Genomic DNA, 20598 nt, shown 5'->3' on the forward strand with positions numbered 1-20598 from the left:
CCTCAGTAGAACAGCGGCCGGTACTTCGGCCGGTAGCGCAGCGCGGATTCCGGCCGTTTGGAGATCACGCGCGCGGGTACACCACCGACGATGTCGAGGTCGGCGACATCCTTGCCGACCATCGCGCACGCGGCCACCACCGCCCCTCGTCCGATGCTGACGCCACTGACAATCGTTGCGCGACTGGCGATCCACACATAGTCGCCGATATAGACCGGTTCGATGACCGGAGCGAAGTCGGGGCTGGCCGGGTCATGTTTGCCTGCGATGATCTGGGTGTCGCTGGCGATCACCACGTTGTCGCCGATGCAGATCCCCGAACGGGCGTCGAAGAGCACACGAAACCCGATCGAGCATGCCTCACCGATGCGTATCTGATCGATGTCGAAGACCTGACATCCCCGCAGGATGGAGGTGTCCTTGCCGATCTTCGCGCCGAACAACCGCAGGAACCCCTGCCGGATGGTGTGCGACGGGATGAACGTGATCAGGTTGTTGTACAACAGGATCCCGATGCGGTTCTTGGCCTTGGCGATCGTCGAGATCTCGTTGAACGAGTACCGCGGGACGAAATCACTGCGTTGCGGCACCGTCACCGACGCCGGGGCGCTCGCAGGTCCGTTGTCACTCACACTGTCTCCCTTGTCGATGACGTGGCACGTGGCGGTTCGACCTCGACGTCGCGGACGCGTCGGCGAATCTCGTCGATGAAGGCGCGCTCGTCGAACTTGTGGACGTGATGCCGGATGGCATCGGCATCCCACGTCATGGAGGCCACCTGCTCCACCGTCCGCCGGATCTCACCGGGGGTGGGCTCGTCGAAGAATTCACCGTTGATGCCTTCGACAACGGTATCGAGGAAGCCTCCCCACCGCAGGACAGCACAGGGCTTTCCATACATTCCGCCTTCCAGCGGCGTGAGCCCGTAATCTTCGTAACTGGCGGCCACCACCGCGGTACAGTGCTGATACAGCCAGGCCATCTCGGCGTCCGAGAGATCCTGCAGCATCATCACATTCGATGGGCAGGACGCCCGCAGAACGGGGAGTTCGGGGCCCCGGCCCACCACCACCAGTTGCTTGTCGGTGCCGCGGAACGCGTCGATCACCTTGTCGACGTTCTTGTAGGAGAGCAGACGCGAGATGCACAGAAAGTACGGCTGCCCGTGGAGGGATTCATCCGGAGCCACCGCATTGCTGATGGTCTCGGGTTCGGTCACCGGCGCGGGGACCACCGTCGACTCGAGTCCGTAGGTGGCGCGGATGCGGTCACGCACGGCGTTGGAGATCGCCAGATACCGGTCGCAGGTGTACGCCGCCTGACGATCCCACCGCTTGAGCCCGTTGCCCATCACGCTCATCGCGAAGCGTTTGGCGGTGCTGGAACTCTCGCCGAGGTACACGTCGGTCTGATACAGCCAGCGGGCCGGCGAGTAGCAGTAGACGATCTTGCGGCCCGTGGTGGTGAAACCGTGCGCCCAGCCACTCGAGCTGGCGATCACGATGTCGGCGTCGATCGTCATGCGAGATGCGGCAAACGGCAACACCGGAAGTGCCGCACGGTGATTCTCACGCAGGAACCCGATTCTGTTAACCGGCGAGGTCACGATCACCTTGCTTGCGAACTCCGGATACGTCTGATCCGGTTCATAGAGCAGCGTATGGATCTCGGCCTCGGGGAAAGCACGGCTGAGCGATAGGACGACCTTCTCCGCACCTCCGCGCTGCGTCAGGTAGTCATGTGCGATGGCGATTTTCGGGCGCGCACGTGTGGTTGTGGCAGGCATTCACAATCCCTCTCTGACAACAATGCCCCACCGTCGTGAGGATGCCGCGAAGTCGCGGACTACCGCCGTCCCGTCATCGACGAGACGCCTTTACCGAGAGAACATGATCGCCTGCACGGCAGTGGACGCTACCGTTGCGGCGACAGCAGAACGCTAACACCGCCACGCCCGTTCGGCATCCCGAAAGACATGTGACAGGAATCTCTCCGGATTTCCGTAACGTCACTTACAGAATCGGCGACAAATGTCGGATCACCCTGCAAGCACCGACGCCGTGTATTTCAGTCGCCAGTCGTAGGTGAAAACCGCCCCGAAACTCTGCTCCCGATCCGTGGTGCTCGTTCCTGAATCACGGATCGTGTAGATCAATGTCGGACCGTTATACCCACTCGTGGCGGCGAACCACAGCATGTCGGTGATCTGCTTGGCCTGTTCCTGCTCGGTGACGCCGTCCGGGGAACCCGACGCGGTGGGCGCGCCGATCTCGGTGAACCAGATCTTCTTCGCCGAATCCCCTCTGGCGACCATGAGTTCACGCAATCCGACGACGTCGCTGATCGCATTCTCCGGGTTGGTCGACGCCCCGCCGGGGAACACGTAGGGGTGCATTGCCGCAGCGTCGAAATAGCCCTTGACGCCGTTGTTGTACATCGCGGTGTAGTAGGTCAACGGCGAGAACGGGCCCACCGACCGCGCGAGGCCCGCCGACAACACGGTGGCCCCCGGCTGGGCCGACTTGATCGCCGAGTACCCGGCCTTCAGCAGCGCGGTGTAGCGCGCGGCATCCACGGAACCGCCGAAGAAGATCGGCAGATTGACCTCATTCCAGATCTGATAGGTCGACACCCGATTGGAGTAGCGGGCGACGAAGGCGCGGAGGAAGTCGGCGAGGTCGGCATTGTTGGTCGGCGGCGCGGTGAAGAACGATCCACTCGGACGCGCCCAGGCCGGCGAGGAGACCACGGTTGCCAATACTTTGAATCCGTGTTGACGCGCACTATTGATCATTCGATCCGGTGTTGCCCAATTGTAGGAATTGTTGCTGGGTTCAACCGAGTTCCAGTCGACGACCACGCGCAGCCAGCTGGCTTTCGTTGTCGCGGCACCGTCCAGTTCGCGATTCAAATCGGCCTGTGACAACCAAAGCATGTCACTTCCTCCCGCAAAGCCATACTCAGCTTGAGGAACGGTGATATCTGCTTCCGCCTGGCCGGATTCGCCGAATCCGGAAACCGACAATGCCAACATGGTGGACATCGCAACGACGAGGGAAATGCGCGTCAACTTATGCATGCGTACCCACGTGATCCATTTCATCATGACAGGATAGCCGCATTTTGCTATATATTTCTCAGTTCTTTCGCGGTACCCGTCAGCACTGCGGCCTCACCACTCTCCTGCCGGGGACGGTTCGGTCACGCTCGTCGTGCCGATCCGGCCGCCACATGGGACCATTCGGTGGTTGCAATCGCGACGGTTCATTGTTGACGCCACGTCCACACGTCACAGAAACCAGGATCACCATGACAACTGCACTCATCACCGGAATCACCGGCCAAGATGGTCTCTACCTCTCAGAACTGCTGCACTCCAAGGGATACCGCGTCGTCGGCCTCGTCCGCGGACAGAACAACCCCAAGGTCGATCTGCTGGCCAGGACGCATCCGTTCGTCGAGGTGGTCTCCGGCAACCTGCTCGATCTCTCGAGCCTGATGCGCGCGATGACCATCGCCCAGCCCGACGAGGTCTACAACCTCGGCGCGGTGTCGTTCGTGGCCTACTCCTGGCAGAACGCCCGATTGACCAGCGACGTCACCGGCACCGGGGTGTTGAACATGCTCGAAGCGGTACGCCTGTATCAGGACGTCGCGGGCAAGGAGGTGCGCTTCTACCAGGCCTCGAGTTCGGAGATGTTCGGCAAGGTCCAAGACGTTCCGCAACGCGAGTCCACCCTGCTGTGGCCCCGCTCGCCCTACGGTGTGGCCAAGGTGTTCGGTCACTACATGACCATCAACTACCGCGAGTCCTACGGCATGCACGCGAGTTCGGGTGTGTTGTTCAACCACGAGTCACCGCGACGCGGCCCTGAGTTCGTCACTCGCAAGGTCAGTCGCGCCGTCGCCCGCATCCACCTCGGACTGCAGGAGACGATCTCCCTGGGAAACCTTGACGCCAAACGTGATTGGGGATTCGCGGGTGACTATGTGCGCGCCATGTGGCTGATGCTGCAGCAGCCCGTCGCCGACGACTACGTCATCTCCACCGGCGAAACCCACTCGATCCGGGACCTACTCGACGTGGCGTTCGACGAGATCGGCATCAGCGAGTGGGATCGTCACGTCACCGTCGATCCCCAGTTCTTCCGGCCCGCCGAGGTGGACCTACTCATCGGGGACTCGGCAAAGGCACAGAGCCAGTTGGGATGGAAGCCCGAGGTCAGTTTCGATGAACTCATCCGCATGATGGTGCGCGCGGACGTCGCCCTCGAGTCCGCCGCCGGTGCCCGCGGGGTGGCATGACCGGGGTTGATACCTCGCAGCCACGGACCGTCCTGGTCACCGGCGCAGGCGGCCAAGACGGGCAGATCCTGACGCGGGAACTCCTCGCTCGTGGCTGGTCGGTCACCGGCGTCGTCAACAAGCCCGCCGCGGGCGACCCGGCATATCGACAGTTGTCCGCCGATCTGTCCGATCCGGCAGCGTGTGCAGAGGTGGTACATGCCGTCCAACCCGAGGTGATCGTTCATCTCGCCGCGATCTCCTCGGTCGGGTGGAGTTGGCAGGATCCCGTGGGCACCGGCCTCGTCAACGGGATGTCGACCGCCGGATTACTCACCGCGGCACGCGATCTGGTACGCGAAGGCCATCCGGTCCACGTGGTCAACGCCACCAGCGGAGAGATCTTCGCCGGGGCTACGATCACCCCGCAGAACGAAACCACGCCGCTGAGTCCGACGTCACCCTACGGGGCGGCCAAGGGCTACAGCCACATACTGGGCGCGGTCTTTCGCAGCGAGGGCGTCACGGTGTCCAACGCGATCCTCTACCCCCACGAATCCCCCTTGCGTGACCCACGATTCGTGACCCGCAAGATCACCCAGGCGGCAGCCGAGATCGCGAACGGGACGAGAACCCAACTTGCGCTGGGCAACCTGACGGCACGCCGGGATTGGGGCTGGGCGGCCGACTATGTGGACGCGATGATCCGGATGGCCGAACACCGGGCCAACGACGACTTCGTGGTCGCCACCGGCCAATCCCACAGCGTCGAGGACTTCACCCGCGAGGCGTTCGCCGCGGCCGGAATCGAGAGGTGGGAACGCCACGTCGTCACCGACACCACCCTGTTTCGGCCCGCCGACAGTGTCGACCTCGTCGGGGACAGCACCCGACTGCGATCACGACTGGGCTGGCATCCCACCAAGACCTTCCACGATGTGGTTGCGGCGATGGTGTCACACGACATGGATCTGATCTCGCAGTCGGATGGGTTGCCGGCGATCACCGGTTGACGGCGACGGTGTCCCGGTAATCGGCAAACATCCGACGTCCGAGTTCCCGGGCGCCGGCTGCGTTGTAGTGGATGCTCTCCCCCGGATTGTGCATCCCGTCCGGGCCGGCGACGAAGGCACACAAATCGTGGCGCGTCGGTGTACTGCGATGTACCGCATCAATTCCCGGGTAGCCGGGATGACCGTTCGCGATCTCCTCGGGAACCATCTGACCGATGATGAACGGCACCGTCCCGAATCGTCCACGCAGCCGGGTGATGAGGGTGTCCAGCCGATTCTGATACCGCGTGGGTGAGGTCAGCGGGACATCGCTTTCTCCCTGATGCCACAACACCGCGCTCAACTCCGAGTCCGGTCCGGCCGTGCGCAGCGCGCCGGCGATCTGCCGCACCGATCGATCGAAGAGGTTGACGCGCGTCGCATCGTCGTCGGGATCCCAGGTGAATCCGTTCTTCGGGTGAAACGAGGTGTCGCCGCGGGCCGCAGGAACCAGCAGCACCGCGTCGCCGGTCTGCTGCGCCAGGAGACCACCGAAGGTGGTGGCGAAACCCACACCCGCACCGGGCGTTCCGTGCAGCAGCGGGTCCGTTGCGAGCAGGATCCGATCGCGACGACGACCACACCCGGCCCACTGATGAACCCGGGGATCCGTGTCGGGGACGTCGTCGGATGCCGATTGGCCTGCGCCATGCGCATTGGACTGACCGAGGACCGCGACGACGCGATACCGTGCCGCCTGCGGAACCGGCGTCCCCGTGGCCAGCGCCCGTTTGACGACGTCCTTGGCGCGGATCTTCAGTTGCACGACGCCGGGCGCGTCGCCGTGCACACGCAGATCGTCGGCACTCGGAACCCATTCGGCCATCTCGCATCATCCTCCTGCGCAGGTGTTGGGTGCGGTCTTGTCGGCGAATCTGTCACCGATCCAGGCCAGTACGGCGTCGCCGTTGATGTCGCCGTGTCCCTTGTCCGGCTGGAAGTCGGCGTCGACGACGACCCCGGCGGCGCACAGCGAGCCGATGTAGGCACGGGTCCAGGCCGGGTCGATGAAGGTGTCCTTGCCGCCGTAGACGATCAGCATCGGCACCGGCGTCGACTCGATCGGTGCCCGTGATTGTGTGAGATGTTCGCTGAGTTGTTGCTGGGCCGTGTCGTTGCGTGGTGCGATGTCGGTACGTCCGAGTTGTCCGGCCACCGATGTGCGTTGTGATGCCGCGGCCTGCGAGCACTGGGAGAGAGCATCCCAGCCGGCCACCGCCGCCCCGGCCCGGAAGTCGTCGCGGTTCACGCCGTGATCGGCCCGCGCCCACGACTCGACCACCCACTGCAGCATCAGTTGCTGATCGCTGGTGGCCTGCCCGGCGCGCGCCTTGCCTGCCACGCCGACGATGTCGGCCGCAGGAGCCAGCGCGGCCGCGCCCAGCATCGTCAGACCATCACCGTAGGAGGGGAACTCGGTGGCGGCGGCCACCACCGCACCGCCGCCCTGAGAGCCGCCGTACGCCACAAAACGGTCCGAGGTGCCGTCGACCACTGCTCGTGCGGCGCGGACGCTGTCGATGACGTTGTAGCCTGCCGTACGCGCATCGAGGTAGGGATGCACGCCGGGTGAGCCGAGTCCCTGATAGTCGGGCAGCGCCACCACGAAACCCTGCTGCGCCAGATTCCCCGCCAACACGCCGAGGCCGTACATCCCCGATGCCACCGACGGCGCGCAGGGTTGGTCGATTCCGGTGGTGCCGTGGGCGAAGGCGATCACCGGACGGCCGCCGGACGGTGGTGGTTTCTCCCCCACCACGACGATCCCGGACACCTCGGTCAGCTCGCCGGTCGCGGCGTCGGTGGATCGGTAGACCACGCGGGTGGCGGTCACACCGGCCAGTTTGGTGCGCAGCGGCAGACCGTCGAACGACTCCGCCGACACCACCGAACCCGGTCCCTGACCGGTACGGAACTCGACCGACTTGGCATCACCGCCGACGACCGTCAGGATCAATCGGACCCCGATCAGCGCCACCATGCCGAACACCAGCACCGCCACGACGATCAGAGCGGTGACAACGGGATGCCTGCGGATCGCACCCATCACCGGGCCTTGAATCTCCGGGCATAGCCCATCGCCGGCTTCTCGACGAAGTGGAAGGTCATACTCGCCAACGCCACACTCACCGCGGTGACGAGAACGATGTTCACGGCCAGTCCACCCCACGAATCACCCTGGATGACACCCATTCTGATCAGCACGATGATCACCGGGAAATGCCACAGGTAGATGCTCAGCGAGATCCGGCCCAGGTATTCAAAGGGCCGCCAGTCCAGTGCCCGCGCGAATGGCGAGGTGTTGCCCGCGGCCATCGGGAGCACGATCACGAGGATCAGCAGCCCGGAGGCCAACGCGGTGAAGGTGGACTGGAAGTTGGAGCCCGCGACGATCAGCCACAGCATCGCTGCCAGGCTGGGCAGCAGGGCGATGGCCGCGACGACCCGGATCGGACGTACCCGGCGTCCATCGATCACCCCGAACCCGACGGCGACGAACACCACCGTCGCGAACATCCCGAAGGCGAAGTTGTCGCACGAGGCAGCGAAACTCCGCAGGATCACCGCGGCGGTGTTGGGTCCCCAGTTCTGCTCGATGGTGGAGGTGATCCCGTCACGCTCGGCCACCCGGGCGGCGAGGAGTTTCCCGACGATCCCGATCACGATGAGGATCACCGGTGGAGCGAGGACCAGCGCGGCGAGGTTGGTGCCGAAACGTCTGCGCAGGAACCACATTGCGGCACCGAACACCGGTAGCGATGCGTAGAAGACGAATTCCAGGGTCAACGACCAGGACGGGCTGATACCGGTCTGCAGGTACTGCGGAAAATACGACTGCAGCAGTGTCAGATTGGTGCTGAGCATCCCGGGGTCGGTGATCATTCCGGTTCCCGCATCGGTGCCGGTCTTGCTCGACGCCCATTCGTTGTGCAGGAACGAGGCCTGCAGGACGAAGTTGACGATCAGGAAGATGACGAGGTAGCCGGGAAATACCCGCAGGAGCCGGTGGATCGCATACGCGCGCACATTCGGTTGCCTCGGCTTGTCGTGCATCAGCGACCGCACATACGGCAGATACAGCAGGAATCCGGACAGGGCGAAGAAGAAGATCAACGCCTGTCCGAGCAACGCCAACCCGCCGGCCGCCATGGTGTCGGGGGATGCCTGATTGGCCACGTGGACGACGAGAACAGCCCAGCAGGCGATCCCGCGTGGACCGTCGAGGCCGATGATGCGGCCTGCCTTGTATTCACGTGTGGGCTTGTATTCACGTGTGGGCTGGTATTCAGGTGTGGGCTGGTATTCGGGTGTGGGCGACGCGGTGGGTTGTGTCTGTCGGTGTTTGGCAACGTCTTCGGTCATTGCTGTTCACTCCTGGGCTCAGACGCGCACGTGGAGAGGGCCGGTTCGTCGTCGAACCTGTTGATGATCCAGCCGACGACGATGTCGCCGTTGACTCCGCCGTGGTCGGCGGTCGGCTGGAACTGCGACATCACGGTGTCGCCGTTCGCGCATGCCGTCGCCAGCGCGGCGGCGGTCCACTGGGGGGCGATCAGCTGATCTCGACCTCCGTAGAGCACGAGCATCGGCGCGCCGGCACGCTCGTCGGGCACCGCACGTCGGGCCAGGAGAGCCTTGAGTTCGGCTGCGGCCGCGTCGGAATCCGGGGTGAGATCGTCGGGACTGAGTGACCGCAGCACATCTGCCCGTGTCTGGGCGTAGACGGGCAGGCACTGCGCCAGGTCATGCCATCGGTCCTTGGCCGCGCCACGGACGTAGTGCGTCACGTCGAAGCCGGGGTTCTCCTGCTGCACCGCCAGGAGCAGCCACGTGTACAGGCCGTACTGATCGGTCGTCAGTTGCTTGCGTTGCGCGAGATCGACGATCCCGGCGAACTGTGCGGCCGGCGACAGGCTGGCGGTGCCCCGCAACTCCAGTCCCTTGCCGTAGTCGGCGGCCAGGGTGTTGGCAGCCCAGACGGCTTGTCCACCTTGCGATCCACCGAGTGCAGCCCACCGCGGCGACACCCCCGGCACCAGCCGTCGGGCGGCGCGCACACCGTCGATGACGTTCATCGCTTCGGTCCGCGCATCGAGATAGGGATGGGTGGGCTCGGTGCCGCCGGGGAAACCGAGTCCCTGATAGTCGGGTACCACCACCAGGTAGCCCTGGCCCAGCCACGCGGCGGCGGTGGCGGCCAGATCACCGAGCGCCGGCGACAGGGTGGCACCGCATTCCCCGAGCAGTCCCACCGTCCCGTGTGCAAGGACGACGGTCTGCCACCCGTCGGCGGGGCGTGGGGACGCGGGCACAAGGAACGCACCCCACACCTGGGTGGGCTCGTTGGTCCGGCCGTCGGTGGACTCGTACTTGACGCGCAGCACCGTCGAGGCCTGCGCGGTGACGCGGCGATCGACGAAGGGCATGGTCTCGGCGGAGCGGAGAGCGCCGGGACCGGACCCGCTCGTGTCGACGCTGTACGGTACGCCGGCGTCCGCCGGTGGCGAATCCCCCTCGGCGTTGGAACATCCTGTGGTGGCCACCCCGATCAGCAGGAGAATCGCCCACCAGCACGAAGCCCATCGGCGGTGCGTCGAGGTCATGAGCCGACTCCCGCGTGTACGTCGCGCACGCGAACCAGCGCGTCACGCGGACCGTCGACGAGATCACGCCGCAGTCCCACCGCGATGACCGCGACACTCGAGAGGAGAACACCGAGCCCGAGGGCAGTGAGCAGCGTCGTCCAGATCCGGGGTGACGACGCCGATTCCGGCGTACTCCCGGCGTCGATGACCTCGACCGAATACTGGGCGGCACCGTCGGCGCCGCTCCATTCCACCTCGTTGACGACCGCGGCGAGGTTGGTGCTCACCCCGCGGGCCAGGGTGCCTGCGGCGTCGGCGGTGGGGCCGGTGACGTTGATGATCAGGACGGCATCGTCGACCGACGGAACCACGGTGATCCGCTCACGCAGCGTGGCGATGTCGGTGCCGGACAGGGCGCCCGCGCCGTCCTCGAGGCGGGTGCGGCCCAGGACCTGATCGGAGGTGGCGAGTTCCTCGTAGCTCGACAACCTCAGACGCCCCGCCAGGTCCGACGCCTGAGCGGCGGTGACCGATGCCGGTCCGGGCGCGGTGATGAGCAGCCGGGCCTGGGATTCGTAGGTGCGCGGCAGGAGCGCGAACGCCACCAGGCCGGCGAGCACGGCACCGATCATCGACAGGGCCACGACGGGAAGCCCACGAACCCACAGGGATGCGTAGTCGGCGGGGTGCCGGTCCGACGGCGATCTCATGGCAGGACACCACAATTCGACATCGCGGCCCGTCCTCCGTTGGCGAGATTGAGCATCCAGGCCACCGATTGCGCCGAATTCAGGGTGGAGTGGGTTTCACCCACCCGTTTGATGGCCTGGATGTTGGCCCCCTGGTCACACGATTGCTTGACGACACGCGCGGTCCACGGCCAGTCGATCAACTTGTCGTCGGTGCCGTACATGATCAGAGTGGGTGTCCCGTGGGCGCCTCCGGTGGCCAGCGGCAGTCCGGTCCGATCCAGCCAGTCATAGAGTCGTTGTTGCGCGGCAGCATCTTTCGGCCGCAGATCAGCGGGTCCCAGCGACTGGATGGTGCGTAGTTGCGCATCGAGGTTATCGGTCGGGATGCAGTTGAGGACGTCCTCCCACACCGATTTCGCGTAGGACGAGCGGTAGTCGTCCGGGTTGAACTGGTCGGGCGCCACCCGGGACAACGCATCGATCAGATAGGCGAGCAGTGGGTATTGATCCCGGGTCAGGGTTCCTGCTGCCGCCTTGGTGGCCAGGTCCCGCATATTCGACACCGGTACCAGCGCCGCGGTGCCGAGCAGATCCAGTCCGCGCCCGTAGGTGGGGCCCAATTCCCCTGCCGCCCAAGCGGACATACCTCCCAGCGATACGCCGTAGGAGATCCACCGATCCGACAGCGACGCATAGGTGGCGCGTGCCGCGCGGACCGCGTCGATCATGTTGTATCCGTAGGTACGTGCGTCGAGAAAAGGGTTGTCCAGGTTGGTCATTCCCAGACCCTGGTAGTCGGGCATGGCGACGGCGAAACCGTTGTACAGCAGGGCCGCGACGATCACGTCGCTGCCGAGCAGGTTGGTGTAGGCCGACGGCCCGCACTTGTGCCGGACGCCGGTGTTGCCGTGTCCGAAGGCGACGGTCACCCAGCCACCGGCCGGGGGCGTACCGCCGGGGACGGCCACGATCCCGGAGACCACGGTCGGCTGCCCGGTGACACCTGAGGTGGAGCGGTACTCGACTCTCTTGACCACCGCACCGAGTTCGGTGATGGGGCGGATCTCCTGCTTTCCCGCCATTCCCACCGAGAGAACCGATCCCACACCGGCGCCGCCTGCCGCGGGCCGGGCCACCGGTACCGGATCGGGCGTCACCAGCGCCGAACCCGAGACGTCGGGAAGCAACGGGATGGCGCCCGGCTCCTCGTCGGCGGAGCAGGCCGAGGCACCGAGGACTGCGGCGACGAGGAGCAGGACGAGTCGTCCCCGGAGACGACGCGGGTGACGCCTTCGCCCACCACGACTCGCTGCTCCCCGACCGATGATCACCGCGGCTCACCGAGTGACGGCGATGCTGCGCTCACCTCGACCGGATTCGGTTCCGGTGCTTCATCATCGGTGACTTCCTCGGGTGTCGGTTCGGTTGGCTCCGGAGACCGCTGGGGCCGGTTCCCGGCGAAGGTGAGCACGGTTCCGATGGCAACTCCGACCGAGTCGGCCGACTCGAGCGCAGCACGCAGAGCCGTGCGGGTGGTTCGCCCGCGGCGCGCGACGAGCACCGTGCCGTCGGCCAGGCCGGTGAAGACCGTCGCATCGGGACCGGCGGGGCCGGCATCGATCACGACGAAGTCGAAGTGCTGACGTGCCACGCCGAGTGCGGTGTCCAATTCGCGTGAACCCAGGAGTTCCCCCGGCGAGCTCGGGGCAGGTCCGCTCGGCAGGAACGACAACGAGCCGACGCCGACGACCGCCGCGAGGAGCTCGGTCTCATCGGTGAGGACGGTCGACAAACCGGACGCGGCGTCGGGGGCCAGTACCTCCGACAGTGACGAATGCCGAGATGAACTGGAACCCGCCGCCCTCGCGGCCCTCAGGTGGCCATCCACCAGCAGAACCGAGCGTCCTGACGCGGCGATCTCACCGGCGAGATTGGCCGCGACACTCGAGGCTCCGACGCCGCTCCCGACACCGACCACCGCCACCACCCGCGGTGCCTGCCCGTCACCGAGGCGGGCCCCGCGGAATCGGACGGCGTTGCGCAGGTCGCGGTAGGCGTCGCCCTGACCGTCCTGATCCAAATCCGTTATGAGCAGCGCATTTTCCCGCTCCGGATCATCGGGAATCACGGAGAGCACCGGACGGGCGGCGGTGTCGGCGAGGTCGTCCGCACCGCCGATCCGGCGGCGTTGCCGCAGTCCGAGCAGCAAGGCGATGACGACACCCACGATGAGTCCGGCGGCGGCGCCGAGGCCCGCGAGCATCCACGCCGGTAGGCCCGACGGCGAGCCGGGCAGCGACGCCTCGTCGTAGACGATCGCGGTGGCGGCGGGCTCGCCTCCGCGGCGCGAGGTTTCGAGTTCCTGCACCACGTTCACGGTTTCGCGGGCGACCGCAGCCGCCTCGGACTGCGCGCGCGCCGCCGATCCGGCTGTCACCGAGATCTCGAGGATCACCGTCTTGTCGACCGGAGTGGCCGTCGTCGACGATTTCAGTTCGCCGGCACCGACTTCCCCGTTCAGCGCGCGCGACGCACGTTGGGCGACCTGATCACTCGTGGCGATCTGCGCATAGGAATTGACGCGGGCTTCGGCGAAGAGATTGTTCTGATAGGACTCGCCGACCGACGTGCCGCCCTCGGCGGAGACGAAGAGTTTCGAGGTCGAGACGTAGGTGACCGACTGGATGAACTGCCCGTACACGAATCCTGCAGTGGCGCAGATCACCACGGCTCCGACGATGACCCACCAGAACCTCACGGCGATATGGACATACTCGCGCACAGCCACCAGCCGAGCTCCTTTCGTCTGCGCCGCCCACCTCTAGGCGAAACCGCAGTGAATCCCCCGATCACTTCAAGCAAAACAGGACGTCACAAGAAACGGTAGTGCACAGATCACCAAAGCGCCCACCGAGAGAATGTGGTTGTCACAATGGTGAGAAGCACCATAGTGCCGGCCCGCTGTGTCCGGATTCCGGCACTCGCGGAAGATCTCACCGTGTGTTGGTCCACCCGGCATGCAAGGATGCTCCCCGTGGGAGCCGTTCGCGCAACAGTCATCACGGTTGCGGTTTCGTTGATCGTCCTGGGAGCGTTACTCGCCGGATCGACGCCGTCGCAGCTGGCCTTTGTGCTGGTCATCCTGATTGTCGCGGCCTACGTGGGACTGGCGCATCCGACCTGGCTGCTGTGGGTGCTGGCCATCGTGGTGGCATGTCTGCCCGCCGGCTACCTTCCCGGTGTTCATTTGCCATTGATCTTCGCGATGACCTCGGCCGTATTGTTGGCGACCGTTATCCACCCTATTGAGAACCGTTCACTGCAGCCCCTCGACTGGATGTTGATCGTTTTCACACTGTGCGCTATTCCGTCGGTGGCCCTGACAATGAATGGTCTCGTCGATATTGTGGAATACGCGAAATGGTCAACCGCGGTGCTCCTGATCGTCGCTCTTCGGCGACTCCCCCTCGCCCAGTTGGCCACGTTCGGTCGGGTCTTCGTGGGCGCCACCGCGGTATCCGGGTTGATCGGAATCGCCATGCTGACCGTCGACACCTCGGGTAAGACCTTCACCCTGCTCTCACCGTTCGGCTACACCGCCGAATCGGCGGGCCGCTTCGTCTACAGCGGAACCTCGGTGACCGCCCGCCTGTCCGGAACGTTCATCGATCCCAACGCCGCCGGGATCGGCCTCCTGGCCGCGGTGATGATCTGTCCACTGGTCTTCCGCGGTCGCAGTCGGTGGCTGTTGATGGCGCTGCTGCTCGCCTGCATCGCCGGGACGCTGAGCCGGGCGGCGTTGTTCTCCGTGGTGGTCGGCGTGATCCTGATGTTGTTGTTCCACACCATGTCCGGCCGGGCACGCGGGATCATCGCCGGTTCCATCGTCGGCGGACTGATCGTCCTTGCGGCGATACCGGCGTCGCGGCATCGGATCTTCTCGTCCTTCGGGTCCGGTGATACCGGGTCATCGGCGCGCGGCGATGCGCTGCGCGACTATCCGGGCAATATGGCCGGCCACTGGCTCGTCGGGCACGGCTGGGGTATCGCCGAGTTCAAAGATCCCTCGCTGGCGTTCACCATCAACTACGTCGCCAACGCGCCGCTGTTGTCGATCTACCGGGCCGGGCTCCTCGTCGGCATCGTGTTCACGATCGTCATGCTCTACTGCTGCTACCTCGCCTACCGCTGCCTGCGGCAGAGCCGGTGGGAACCGGCCTTCTTCGGCGGATGCTTCATCGGTTTCTTCGTCCTCGGCATGCAGCTCGATTTCAGCACCGTCACGATCCCGGTGTCGGTCACCGACCTGTCCGTGATGATCGCGTTCATCGTTGTCGCACAGCGGTTTACCGATGTCGATGCCACAGCACCGGCGGCGGGCGCCGATGACCGCGTCGTGATGGCACCGGCCGGAGCCGCAATGACCCGCCCCCGATGATCGCGCTACGCAGGGGGCGTCGGGCATTGCGCCGCTCGCTCATTGTCGTGGTGATGCTGACGGTGATACTCGCGATCGCGTTCTGGACTGCCGGGTATGTGATGTTCTATCGGTCGCATGAGGACCCGCTGCGCCGCGCGGACGTCATCGTCGTCCTCGGTGGCGAGCACGACGGCCGCGAGCAGTACGGTATCGATCTGGCCCGCCGTGGATATGCGCCGGTCGTGCTGCTGTCGGATCCGTACGACCGATTCGACGGCAAGAAACCCGACCCCGTGATGGATCGTGCGTGCGCGTCCTCGACGTCGACCGTGCAGGTGATCTGTTTCCGGCCGGACCCGAGCACCACCGTGGGCGAGGCCATGTTCGCGGCGAAGCTGGCCCGCGAGCACGGCTGGAGTTCGATGATCGTGGTGAGCTGGCGCTTTCATCTCGTTCGTGCGCGGTACATCTTCGAGCAATGCGATGCAGGCACCCTGATCATGCGATCGGTACCACGCGAGTACCCAAAATCGCTGGCATACTGGGGCTTCCAGTACGCCTATCAGTTCGTCGGTCTGACGAAGGCGGCCGTGGTCGGCTGCCATGAGTAGCCGGTGGTCACCGTTACGCCCACCATGTCCGTACTCCTCACCAGGGAGGTTCTGCCATGGCTCGACACCGTAAGCGATCCCGCACAGCGATCCGACGTACGATATCCGTTGCCGCGGTGGGGATCTCCGGTGCCGCCGCGCTATCGACGGTAGCACCCGCAGATGCGGCCGATCCGGACACTCTGCGGGACTACTGCACATGGGCGAGTGAGGCCGACCGGGTTGCGCACGTCCAGACCTGCGCGGTGGCCTCACCGAGTCTGGGACGTGTTGTGCTGGTCCAGATCCGGCCATCGGATCAGCCCGCCGGCGCCACCGAACAGGCGGTGTACTTCCTGGATGGCATCAGTGCCCCCGATGATCGCAGCACCTGGGCCGACGCGGACAGCGGAGCCCTGGCGGCCTACAGCACCCGGTACAACCTCGTCATGCCCGCCGGGGGTGCCGGCACCTGGATGACCGATTGGGACGACGCCATCGGCTACGCCGACGGCACCACCGCACCGGGCAGGTGGGAGACGTTCCTCACCAGCGAACTCCCCGCATACCTCAACAGCCGGTTCGGGGTCGGGACGAGCTCGAATGCCATCGTCGGATTGTCGATGTCAGGCGGGTCGGCAGTCACCATCGCCCTCGATCATCCCGAGCTCTTCTCCGTCGCCCAGTCGATGTCGAGCTTCTATCAGACCAACAATCCGGTGGGCTGGTTCGTGATCCCGGCGATCCAGAGCTTTGTCACCGGTATCGCCAACGGGTACACGGCGATGTGGGGCGATCCGCTCGGCGCCAACAGCTCCTGGTGGGCCCACGACGTCGGAACCCGGATCGCCACACTGAACGCATCGGGGCAGCGGATCATCATCACTGCCGGACTCGGGATACCGCGGCTCGAGGACGTGGTGATCGCGATTGCCACCGGTAACCCGGTGGCTTTCGTGACCGGCGTCGCGTTGGAGGTCGGTACGTTGGCATCCACCCTGGCGCTCAACGCCGAAGCGCTACTTCTCGGACTGCCCGTCGACTTCAAATACACTGTCGGGATTCATAGTTGGACTCAATGGTCAGCGAATGCGGTGTCCGATGCGGCGTCGGTCCAGGCTGCACTTGCCGCGACGACGCCTACGGCGCGGGCGAGCATGGTGCCGACGGTGGCGTCCGCGTCGGAGGTGGCTTCTCCCTCGTCCGTGTCGCCGGCCGGAGCATCCGGGTACTCCATCACAGTTCCGGCGACTGCCGCGGTGCAGGCAACCTCCACGGAGACGGCCACCGCCGAACCCGGTGACGCGTCGACGGCCGCAACCACCGCCGGCCCGTCGGAATCACCCGGGCCGGTGACCGAATCACCGACGCAGGGGGTTGATACGTCGCCTGCGGAGGAGACCGGCCCCTCGAGTTCGGCCACCCCATCGCCGGTTACCGAATCAACCCCTGTGTCCGAGCCTGATCGGGCTTCGGTACCGTCTGCGCCTGCAGCGTAAAGCAGTCCGCCGGGCGGCGACTCCTCCGCACCGGTTCCTCCACGTTCTTGATTGCATTACCCGGAAGTATTTCCTGCGCAATACTGGATTGCATGCGTGATCTATCCCGGGATCGTTCCGGAATAGTTGATCAACCCCGCTAGAAGTCCACTTTTAGAATCACACGGCGCACCGTTGATGACTCCTTGCTATTCATATGGCAGGGGGCCAACGATAAGGACCACATCCATGCGCCGTCGCGGCCTAGTCATCTCGTCCACACGGATGGCTGCTGTCTGTGCTACCGCCGCCATTGGCGTCGGATCAATGTCATCGATGCCGGTGATCGCACCGCACTCGTCAGCAGTCCTGTCCACCGTGCCGGCTCCCACGTCGGTACCGATCCAACTCGTCGCGGTGATCGACGAGAACTCGACCACCATCGGCATCGCCGATTCGTCGCTCTACGGCCTTGATTCGGCGACGCTGAACACCACGCTGGACAAGATCGCCGCGCTCGGGGTGACGAGTGTGCGTGTCGCGATTCCCTGGGTGAGCGTCGAATACCTGGAGGGTTCCTACAATTGGACCCAGCTCGATGCGCTGGTGGCCGCGGCCGATGCGCGTGGCATGTCCATCGTGGCGACGGTGACCGGTACCCCGTTCTGGGCAGGCAATATCGTCAACGGCCATTTCGATCCGGCCGAGTACGCCGAGTTCGTGGGCGCCGTGGCAACCCGGTACCAGGGTGACATCAGCGGCTACGAGATCTGGAACGAGCCCAACGCGGCGCTCTTCTACAACCCGATCGACCCGGTCGCCTACACCGAGGTCCTCAAGGCCGCGTACACGGCCATCAAGGCCGCCGATCCGGCCGCCGTGGTGATCGCCGGTGTTCTCGGGGCCACCGTCACCACCGGAGCGACGCTGAATCCGATCACCTTTGTCGAGCAGATGTATTCGTCCGGCGCGGCGGGCTACTTCGATGCGCTGTCCTTCCACCCGTATCAGTACTTGGAGGAGTACACCGACAACGACCACGATGACTCACCCGCGAGCCAGATCGCGGCGATCCGTGCCCTGATGGCCCAGTACGGCGATGCGGCGAAGAAGATCTGGATCACCGAGTACGGTCAACCCACCGGCGGCACGCACACACAAGCCGAGCAGGCGACCTTCATCGAGAACTTCATCGAGGCGTGGCAGAACGAAGCCAACGCCGGGCCCATCTACATCTACTCGACCCGCGACACCAACACCGGATCATCGAACCTCGAGGACAATTTCGGCCTGTACACCACCAATTGGGTGGCCAAACCGGCCGCGCAGGTGCTGGCCGACCTCATTGCCCGCTACTCGACGACCGCGAGCAACACGGGCGATTTCGGTGCCGCCTTCGCCGCAGCGATGCAACAGCTTCTGGAATCCCTCGTGCAAGCACAGGCTGCCGCACTCCAGCAGATGCTGGAAAGCCTCGCCGCCGCCCTGGAGTCCGCGTTCGGTGCGTCGGCGGCTCCTGCCGTTACGACCACGAGCACGCTCGCGGCGCGGGTCGCTTCCCCGTCGGCGAGTTCGCCGAGCGAGGAGACGCCGGTGAGTGCGGCGAGTGCCGAGACTCCGATTCTCGTTGCCGCCCAGCTCTCTTCGACGACTGCCGAGGTCACGGCGACGGCCGATTCGGCCACGTCGTCGGATGCCGGCGCCGAGGCATGGGCCACTGTTGCACCCACTTCACCGCCGGCCGCATCGGCGGCACCCTCGGAGTCGGCGTCGACGACGTCCGAGGAGGTCACACCGGTGACCACAGCCGACTCCGACACGGACACGGACTCGGAGGTCGCCCCGAGTACGGCGACAACCGAATCCGGGACCGGGGATGACGACGAGACGGTTGACACCGCGGTTCCTACCGCGTCGGCGTCCGAGTGATCCGGTAGTCGTAGCCCCCGGGGGTGGTGGCCTATCGCTGCTGCCCCTGGGGTGCGGTGGTCACCTGGACCGTTGCGGTGGGGGTACTGCTGGCGCAGAAGGCCGATGTCATCGTCCGGTGCTCACCTGCCGGCGCCACGGGGCCGATGAAGCAGAGCCAGTTGTCGATCTGCTTGCGCTGTGAGTCGCCGCCGTCGAGCGCCATGGCGAAGACACGGTTCATCAACGCGTTCGCTTGATCGCAACTGACGTTCCCTTCGGCGACGACGATGTGACCTGCGGCGTCCTCGGCCAGTCGACCACATGTGGTGCGTTCCCCGACGCCGGGCGCGCGGCTCGTCGAATCAGATTCGCGCGCTGTCCCGTTCAGGGTCGCGCAGGAGCTCAGCAGCACCACCGCGACGCTTGCGACGCCCAGCATCCAGACCGCTCGCCTCGGCCGTGCGCGGCCGTTGCCGCGCGTCCACGCCGACAGCGTCGAAACCCCCGACGGCGGCATGATGTCAGCGCCTGAGGACGGTCGCCGCGTACTTGGGTTTCCAGTCGAACGTCAGCAGAGCCCCGAAGTGATCCTCCCGATTCGACGGGGAGGTACCCGCATCCCGGACCGAGTAGATGAACGCGGGGCCCGAGTATCCCGACCGCGCGGCCGCCGCCAGCACGCTCGTGATCTGATTCGCCTGCTCACGCTGCGACACCATGTCGGTGACACCGAATCCGAGCGGCGACGCCCCACCGGCGGGCAGCGTCGGCGCACCGAGTTCGGTCAGCCAGATCTTCCGCCTGCTGTCTCCGTGTCGCACCATGATGTTGCGAATCTGCTGAACCTCACTCCAGCCGTTGGGTTTTGCGCCGATACCCCGCGGGAAGACGTACGGATGCATGGCCAACGCGTCGAAGTAGCGGCCCGCGCCCGCGGCATACATCGACGACACGAATCCCGGTGCCCCCGCGTTCGGGCTGAGCCCGGCCGCGACGACCGTCGACCCGGGCTGGACCGATTTGATGGACCGGTAGGCGGCTCGCAGAACCGCGGTGTACTGCACGGGATTTGGTGCCTGCGCACCCCAGAACAGCGGAAGATTCGGCTCGTTCCAGATCTCGTGATGGGTGACGTCCGGGTAGCGCTTGATGAACGCCTTCATGAACGCACCCAACGTCGCCGGGTCGGCCGGAGGCGCGTATATCCCCAACGGCGCACCTCCGCGTGCCCATTCCGGAGTGGTCAGGACGTTGGAGAGGACGGTGAGGTGATGCCGCCGAGCTGCCCCGATCACCCGGTCCGGAACACTCCAGTCGTAGCGCCCGCGGACCCGCTCGATAGTCGACCAATCGACCATCACCCGAAGCCACGTGGCGCCCGTTCGTGCCACCGCGTCCAGTTCGCGGTTCGTCGTCGCGCCATTCTGGTACAGCGGCGAACTACCCTGGGCGAAGCCGTATCCGGCGGCCGGAGCCGGGACCGTGGCGTCTGCGCGCGAACCACCACCGATCAGGCCGGCAACGATCGCCACCACGGTGGCGATCACCGCGATCGAGATTCGCACGGACTTCGCGAGTGTCATTG

The 20598-nt window shown here is 65.4% G+C and carries 18 protein-coding genes; 6 read left to right on the forward strand and 12 right to left on the reverse strand.

All coding sequences use genetic code 11. The features are described 5' to 3' along the window. Positions 1 to 2: 2 nt before the first annotated feature. The 3 genes from ACWDPV_RS01615 to ACWDPV_RS01625 all read right to left on the reverse strand — a co-directional run bounded on the left by ACWDPV_RS01615 (position 3) and on the right by ACWDPV_RS01625 (position 3106). A complete protein-coding gene (locus ACWDPV_RS01615) occupies positions 3 to 632 on the reverse strand; it encodes an acyltransferase (RefSeq protein WP_449741494.1) in 630 nt (209 codons plus the stop codon). Beyond that, complete coding sequence (locus ACWDPV_RS01620) at positions 629 to 1786, reverse strand: glycosyltransferase (RefSeq protein ID WP_449741495.1); 1158 nt, start codon at positions 1784 to 1786, stop codon at positions 629 to 631. Before ACWDPV_RS01620 ends, ACWDPV_RS01615 begins: the two co-directional genes overlap by 4 nt. Before the next feature lie 252 nt (positions 1787 to 2038). Next, positions 2039 to 3106 (reverse strand): hypothetical protein, encoded by a 1068-nt coding sequence (locus ACWDPV_RS01625; RefSeq protein WP_449741496.1) that lies wholly within the window; start codon positions 3104 to 3106, stop codon positions 2039 to 2041. Positions 3107 to 3309: 203 nt separating this feature from the next. Between ACWDPV_RS01625 and ACWDPV_RS01630 the strand changes: the two genes are divergently transcribed. Both ACWDPV_RS01630 and ACWDPV_RS01635 read left to right on the forward strand, forming a co-directional pair. Further along, positions 3310 to 4305 (forward strand): GDP-mannose 4,6-dehydratase, encoded by a 996-nt coding sequence (locus tag ACWDPV_RS01630; RefSeq protein ID WP_449741497.1) that lies wholly within the window; start codon positions 3310 to 3312, stop codon positions 4303 to 4305. Next, a complete protein-coding gene (locus ACWDPV_RS01635; RefSeq protein ID WP_449741498.1) occupies positions 4302 to 5297 on the forward strand; it encodes a GDP-mannose 4,6-dehydratase in 996 nt (331 codons plus the stop codon). Before ACWDPV_RS01630 ends, ACWDPV_RS01635 begins: the two co-directional genes overlap by 4 nt. On the opposite strand, the gene ACWDPV_RS01640 is transcribed toward ACWDPV_RS01635, so the two are convergent. The 7 genes from ACWDPV_RS01640 to ACWDPV_RS01670 are packed head-to-tail and all read right to left on the reverse strand — an operon-like array spanning position 5287 to position 13402. Next, complete coding sequence (locus ACWDPV_RS01640) at positions 5287 to 6162, reverse strand: sialate O-acetylesterase (RefSeq protein ID WP_449741499.1); 876 nt, start codon at positions 6160 to 6162, stop codon at positions 5287 to 5289. The two genes, ACWDPV_RS01635 and ACWDPV_RS01640, sit on opposite strands and share 11 nt — an antisense overlap. Before the next feature lie 6 nt (positions 6163 to 6168). Further along, entirely contained in the window at positions 6169 to 7383 is a 1215-nt protein-coding gene (locus ACWDPV_RS01645) for an alpha/beta hydrolase family protein (protein ID WP_449741500.1), read from the reverse strand. After that, the gene (locus ACWDPV_RS01650; RefSeq protein ID WP_449741501.1) at positions 7383 to 8699 is read right to left on the reverse strand and encodes an acyltransferase family protein; all 1317 of its coding nucleotides are present in this window, start codon (positions 8697 to 8699) and stop codon (positions 7383 to 7385) included. The genes ACWDPV_RS01645 and ACWDPV_RS01650 overlap by 1 nt, the downstream gene beginning before the upstream one ends. Further along, positions 8696 to 9940 (reverse strand): lipase family protein, encoded by a 1245-nt coding sequence (locus ACWDPV_RS01655; RefSeq protein WP_449741502.1) that lies wholly within the window; start codon positions 9938 to 9940, stop codon positions 8696 to 8698. The genes ACWDPV_RS01650 and ACWDPV_RS01655 overlap by 4 nt, the downstream gene beginning before the upstream one ends. Beyond that, on the reverse strand, positions 9937 to 10632 hold the full coding sequence (locus tag ACWDPV_RS01660) for a YveK family protein (RefSeq protein ID WP_449741503.1): 696 nt from the start codon (positions 10630 to 10632) through the stop codon (positions 9937 to 9939). The genes ACWDPV_RS01655 and ACWDPV_RS01660 overlap by 4 nt, the downstream gene beginning before the upstream one ends. Further along, positions 10629 to 11945, reverse strand: a complete 1317-nt coding sequence (locus ACWDPV_RS01665; RefSeq protein ID WP_449741504.1) for a lipase family protein — start codon at positions 11943 to 11945, stop codon at positions 10629 to 10631. The genes ACWDPV_RS01660 and ACWDPV_RS01665 overlap by 4 nt, the downstream gene beginning before the upstream one ends. Continuing rightward, complete coding sequence (locus tag ACWDPV_RS01670; RefSeq protein WP_449741505.1) at positions 11942 to 13402, reverse strand: polysaccharide biosynthesis tyrosine autokinase; 1461 nt, start codon at positions 13400 to 13402, stop codon at positions 11942 to 11944. The genes ACWDPV_RS01665 and ACWDPV_RS01670 overlap by 4 nt, the downstream gene beginning before the upstream one ends. Positions 13403 to 13639: 237 nt before the next feature. Between ACWDPV_RS01670 and ACWDPV_RS01675 the strand changes: the two genes are divergently transcribed. From ACWDPV_RS01675 to ACWDPV_RS01690, 4 genes are all read left to right on the forward strand, one after another. Beyond that, a complete protein-coding gene (locus ACWDPV_RS01675) occupies positions 13640 to 15052 on the forward strand; it encodes an O-antigen ligase domain-containing protein (protein ID WP_449741506.1) in 1413 nt (470 codons plus the stop codon). Next, positions 15049 to 15645: a YdcF family protein gene (locus ACWDPV_RS01680; RefSeq protein WP_449741507.1), complete on the forward strand. Its 597-nt coding sequence runs from the start codon at positions 15049 to 15051 to the stop codon at positions 15643 to 15645. Before ACWDPV_RS01675 ends, ACWDPV_RS01680 begins: the two co-directional genes overlap by 4 nt. Positions 15646 to 15890: 245 nt before the next feature. Continuing rightward, complete coding sequence (locus tag ACWDPV_RS01685) at positions 15891 to 17123, forward strand: alpha/beta hydrolase-fold protein (RefSeq protein WP_449741508.1); 1233 nt, start codon at positions 15891 to 15893, stop codon at positions 17121 to 17123. A gap of 306 nt (positions 17124 to 17429) precedes the next feature. Next, entirely contained in the window at positions 17430 to 19031 is a 1602-nt protein-coding gene (locus ACWDPV_RS01690) for a cellulase family glycosylhydrolase (protein ID WP_449741509.1), read from the forward strand. A 31-nt stretch (positions 19032 to 19062) separates the two neighbouring features. Here ACWDPV_RS01690 and ACWDPV_RS01695 read toward each other — a convergent pair whose 3' ends face one another. Both ACWDPV_RS01695 and ACWDPV_RS01700 read right to left on the reverse strand, forming a co-directional pair. After that, entirely contained in the window at positions 19063 to 19452 is a 390-nt protein-coding gene (locus ACWDPV_RS01695) for a hypothetical protein (protein ID WP_449741510.1), read from the reverse strand. An 82-nt stretch (positions 19453 to 19534) separates the two neighbouring features. Beyond that, on the reverse strand, positions 19535 to 20596 hold the full coding sequence (locus ACWDPV_RS01700; RefSeq protein WP_449741511.1) for a hypothetical protein: 1062 nt from the start codon (positions 20594 to 20596) through the stop codon (positions 19535 to 19537). Positions 20597 to 20598 lie beyond the last annotated feature (2 nt).

This window comes from Gordonia sp. NPDC003504 (genome assembly GCF_053587995.1).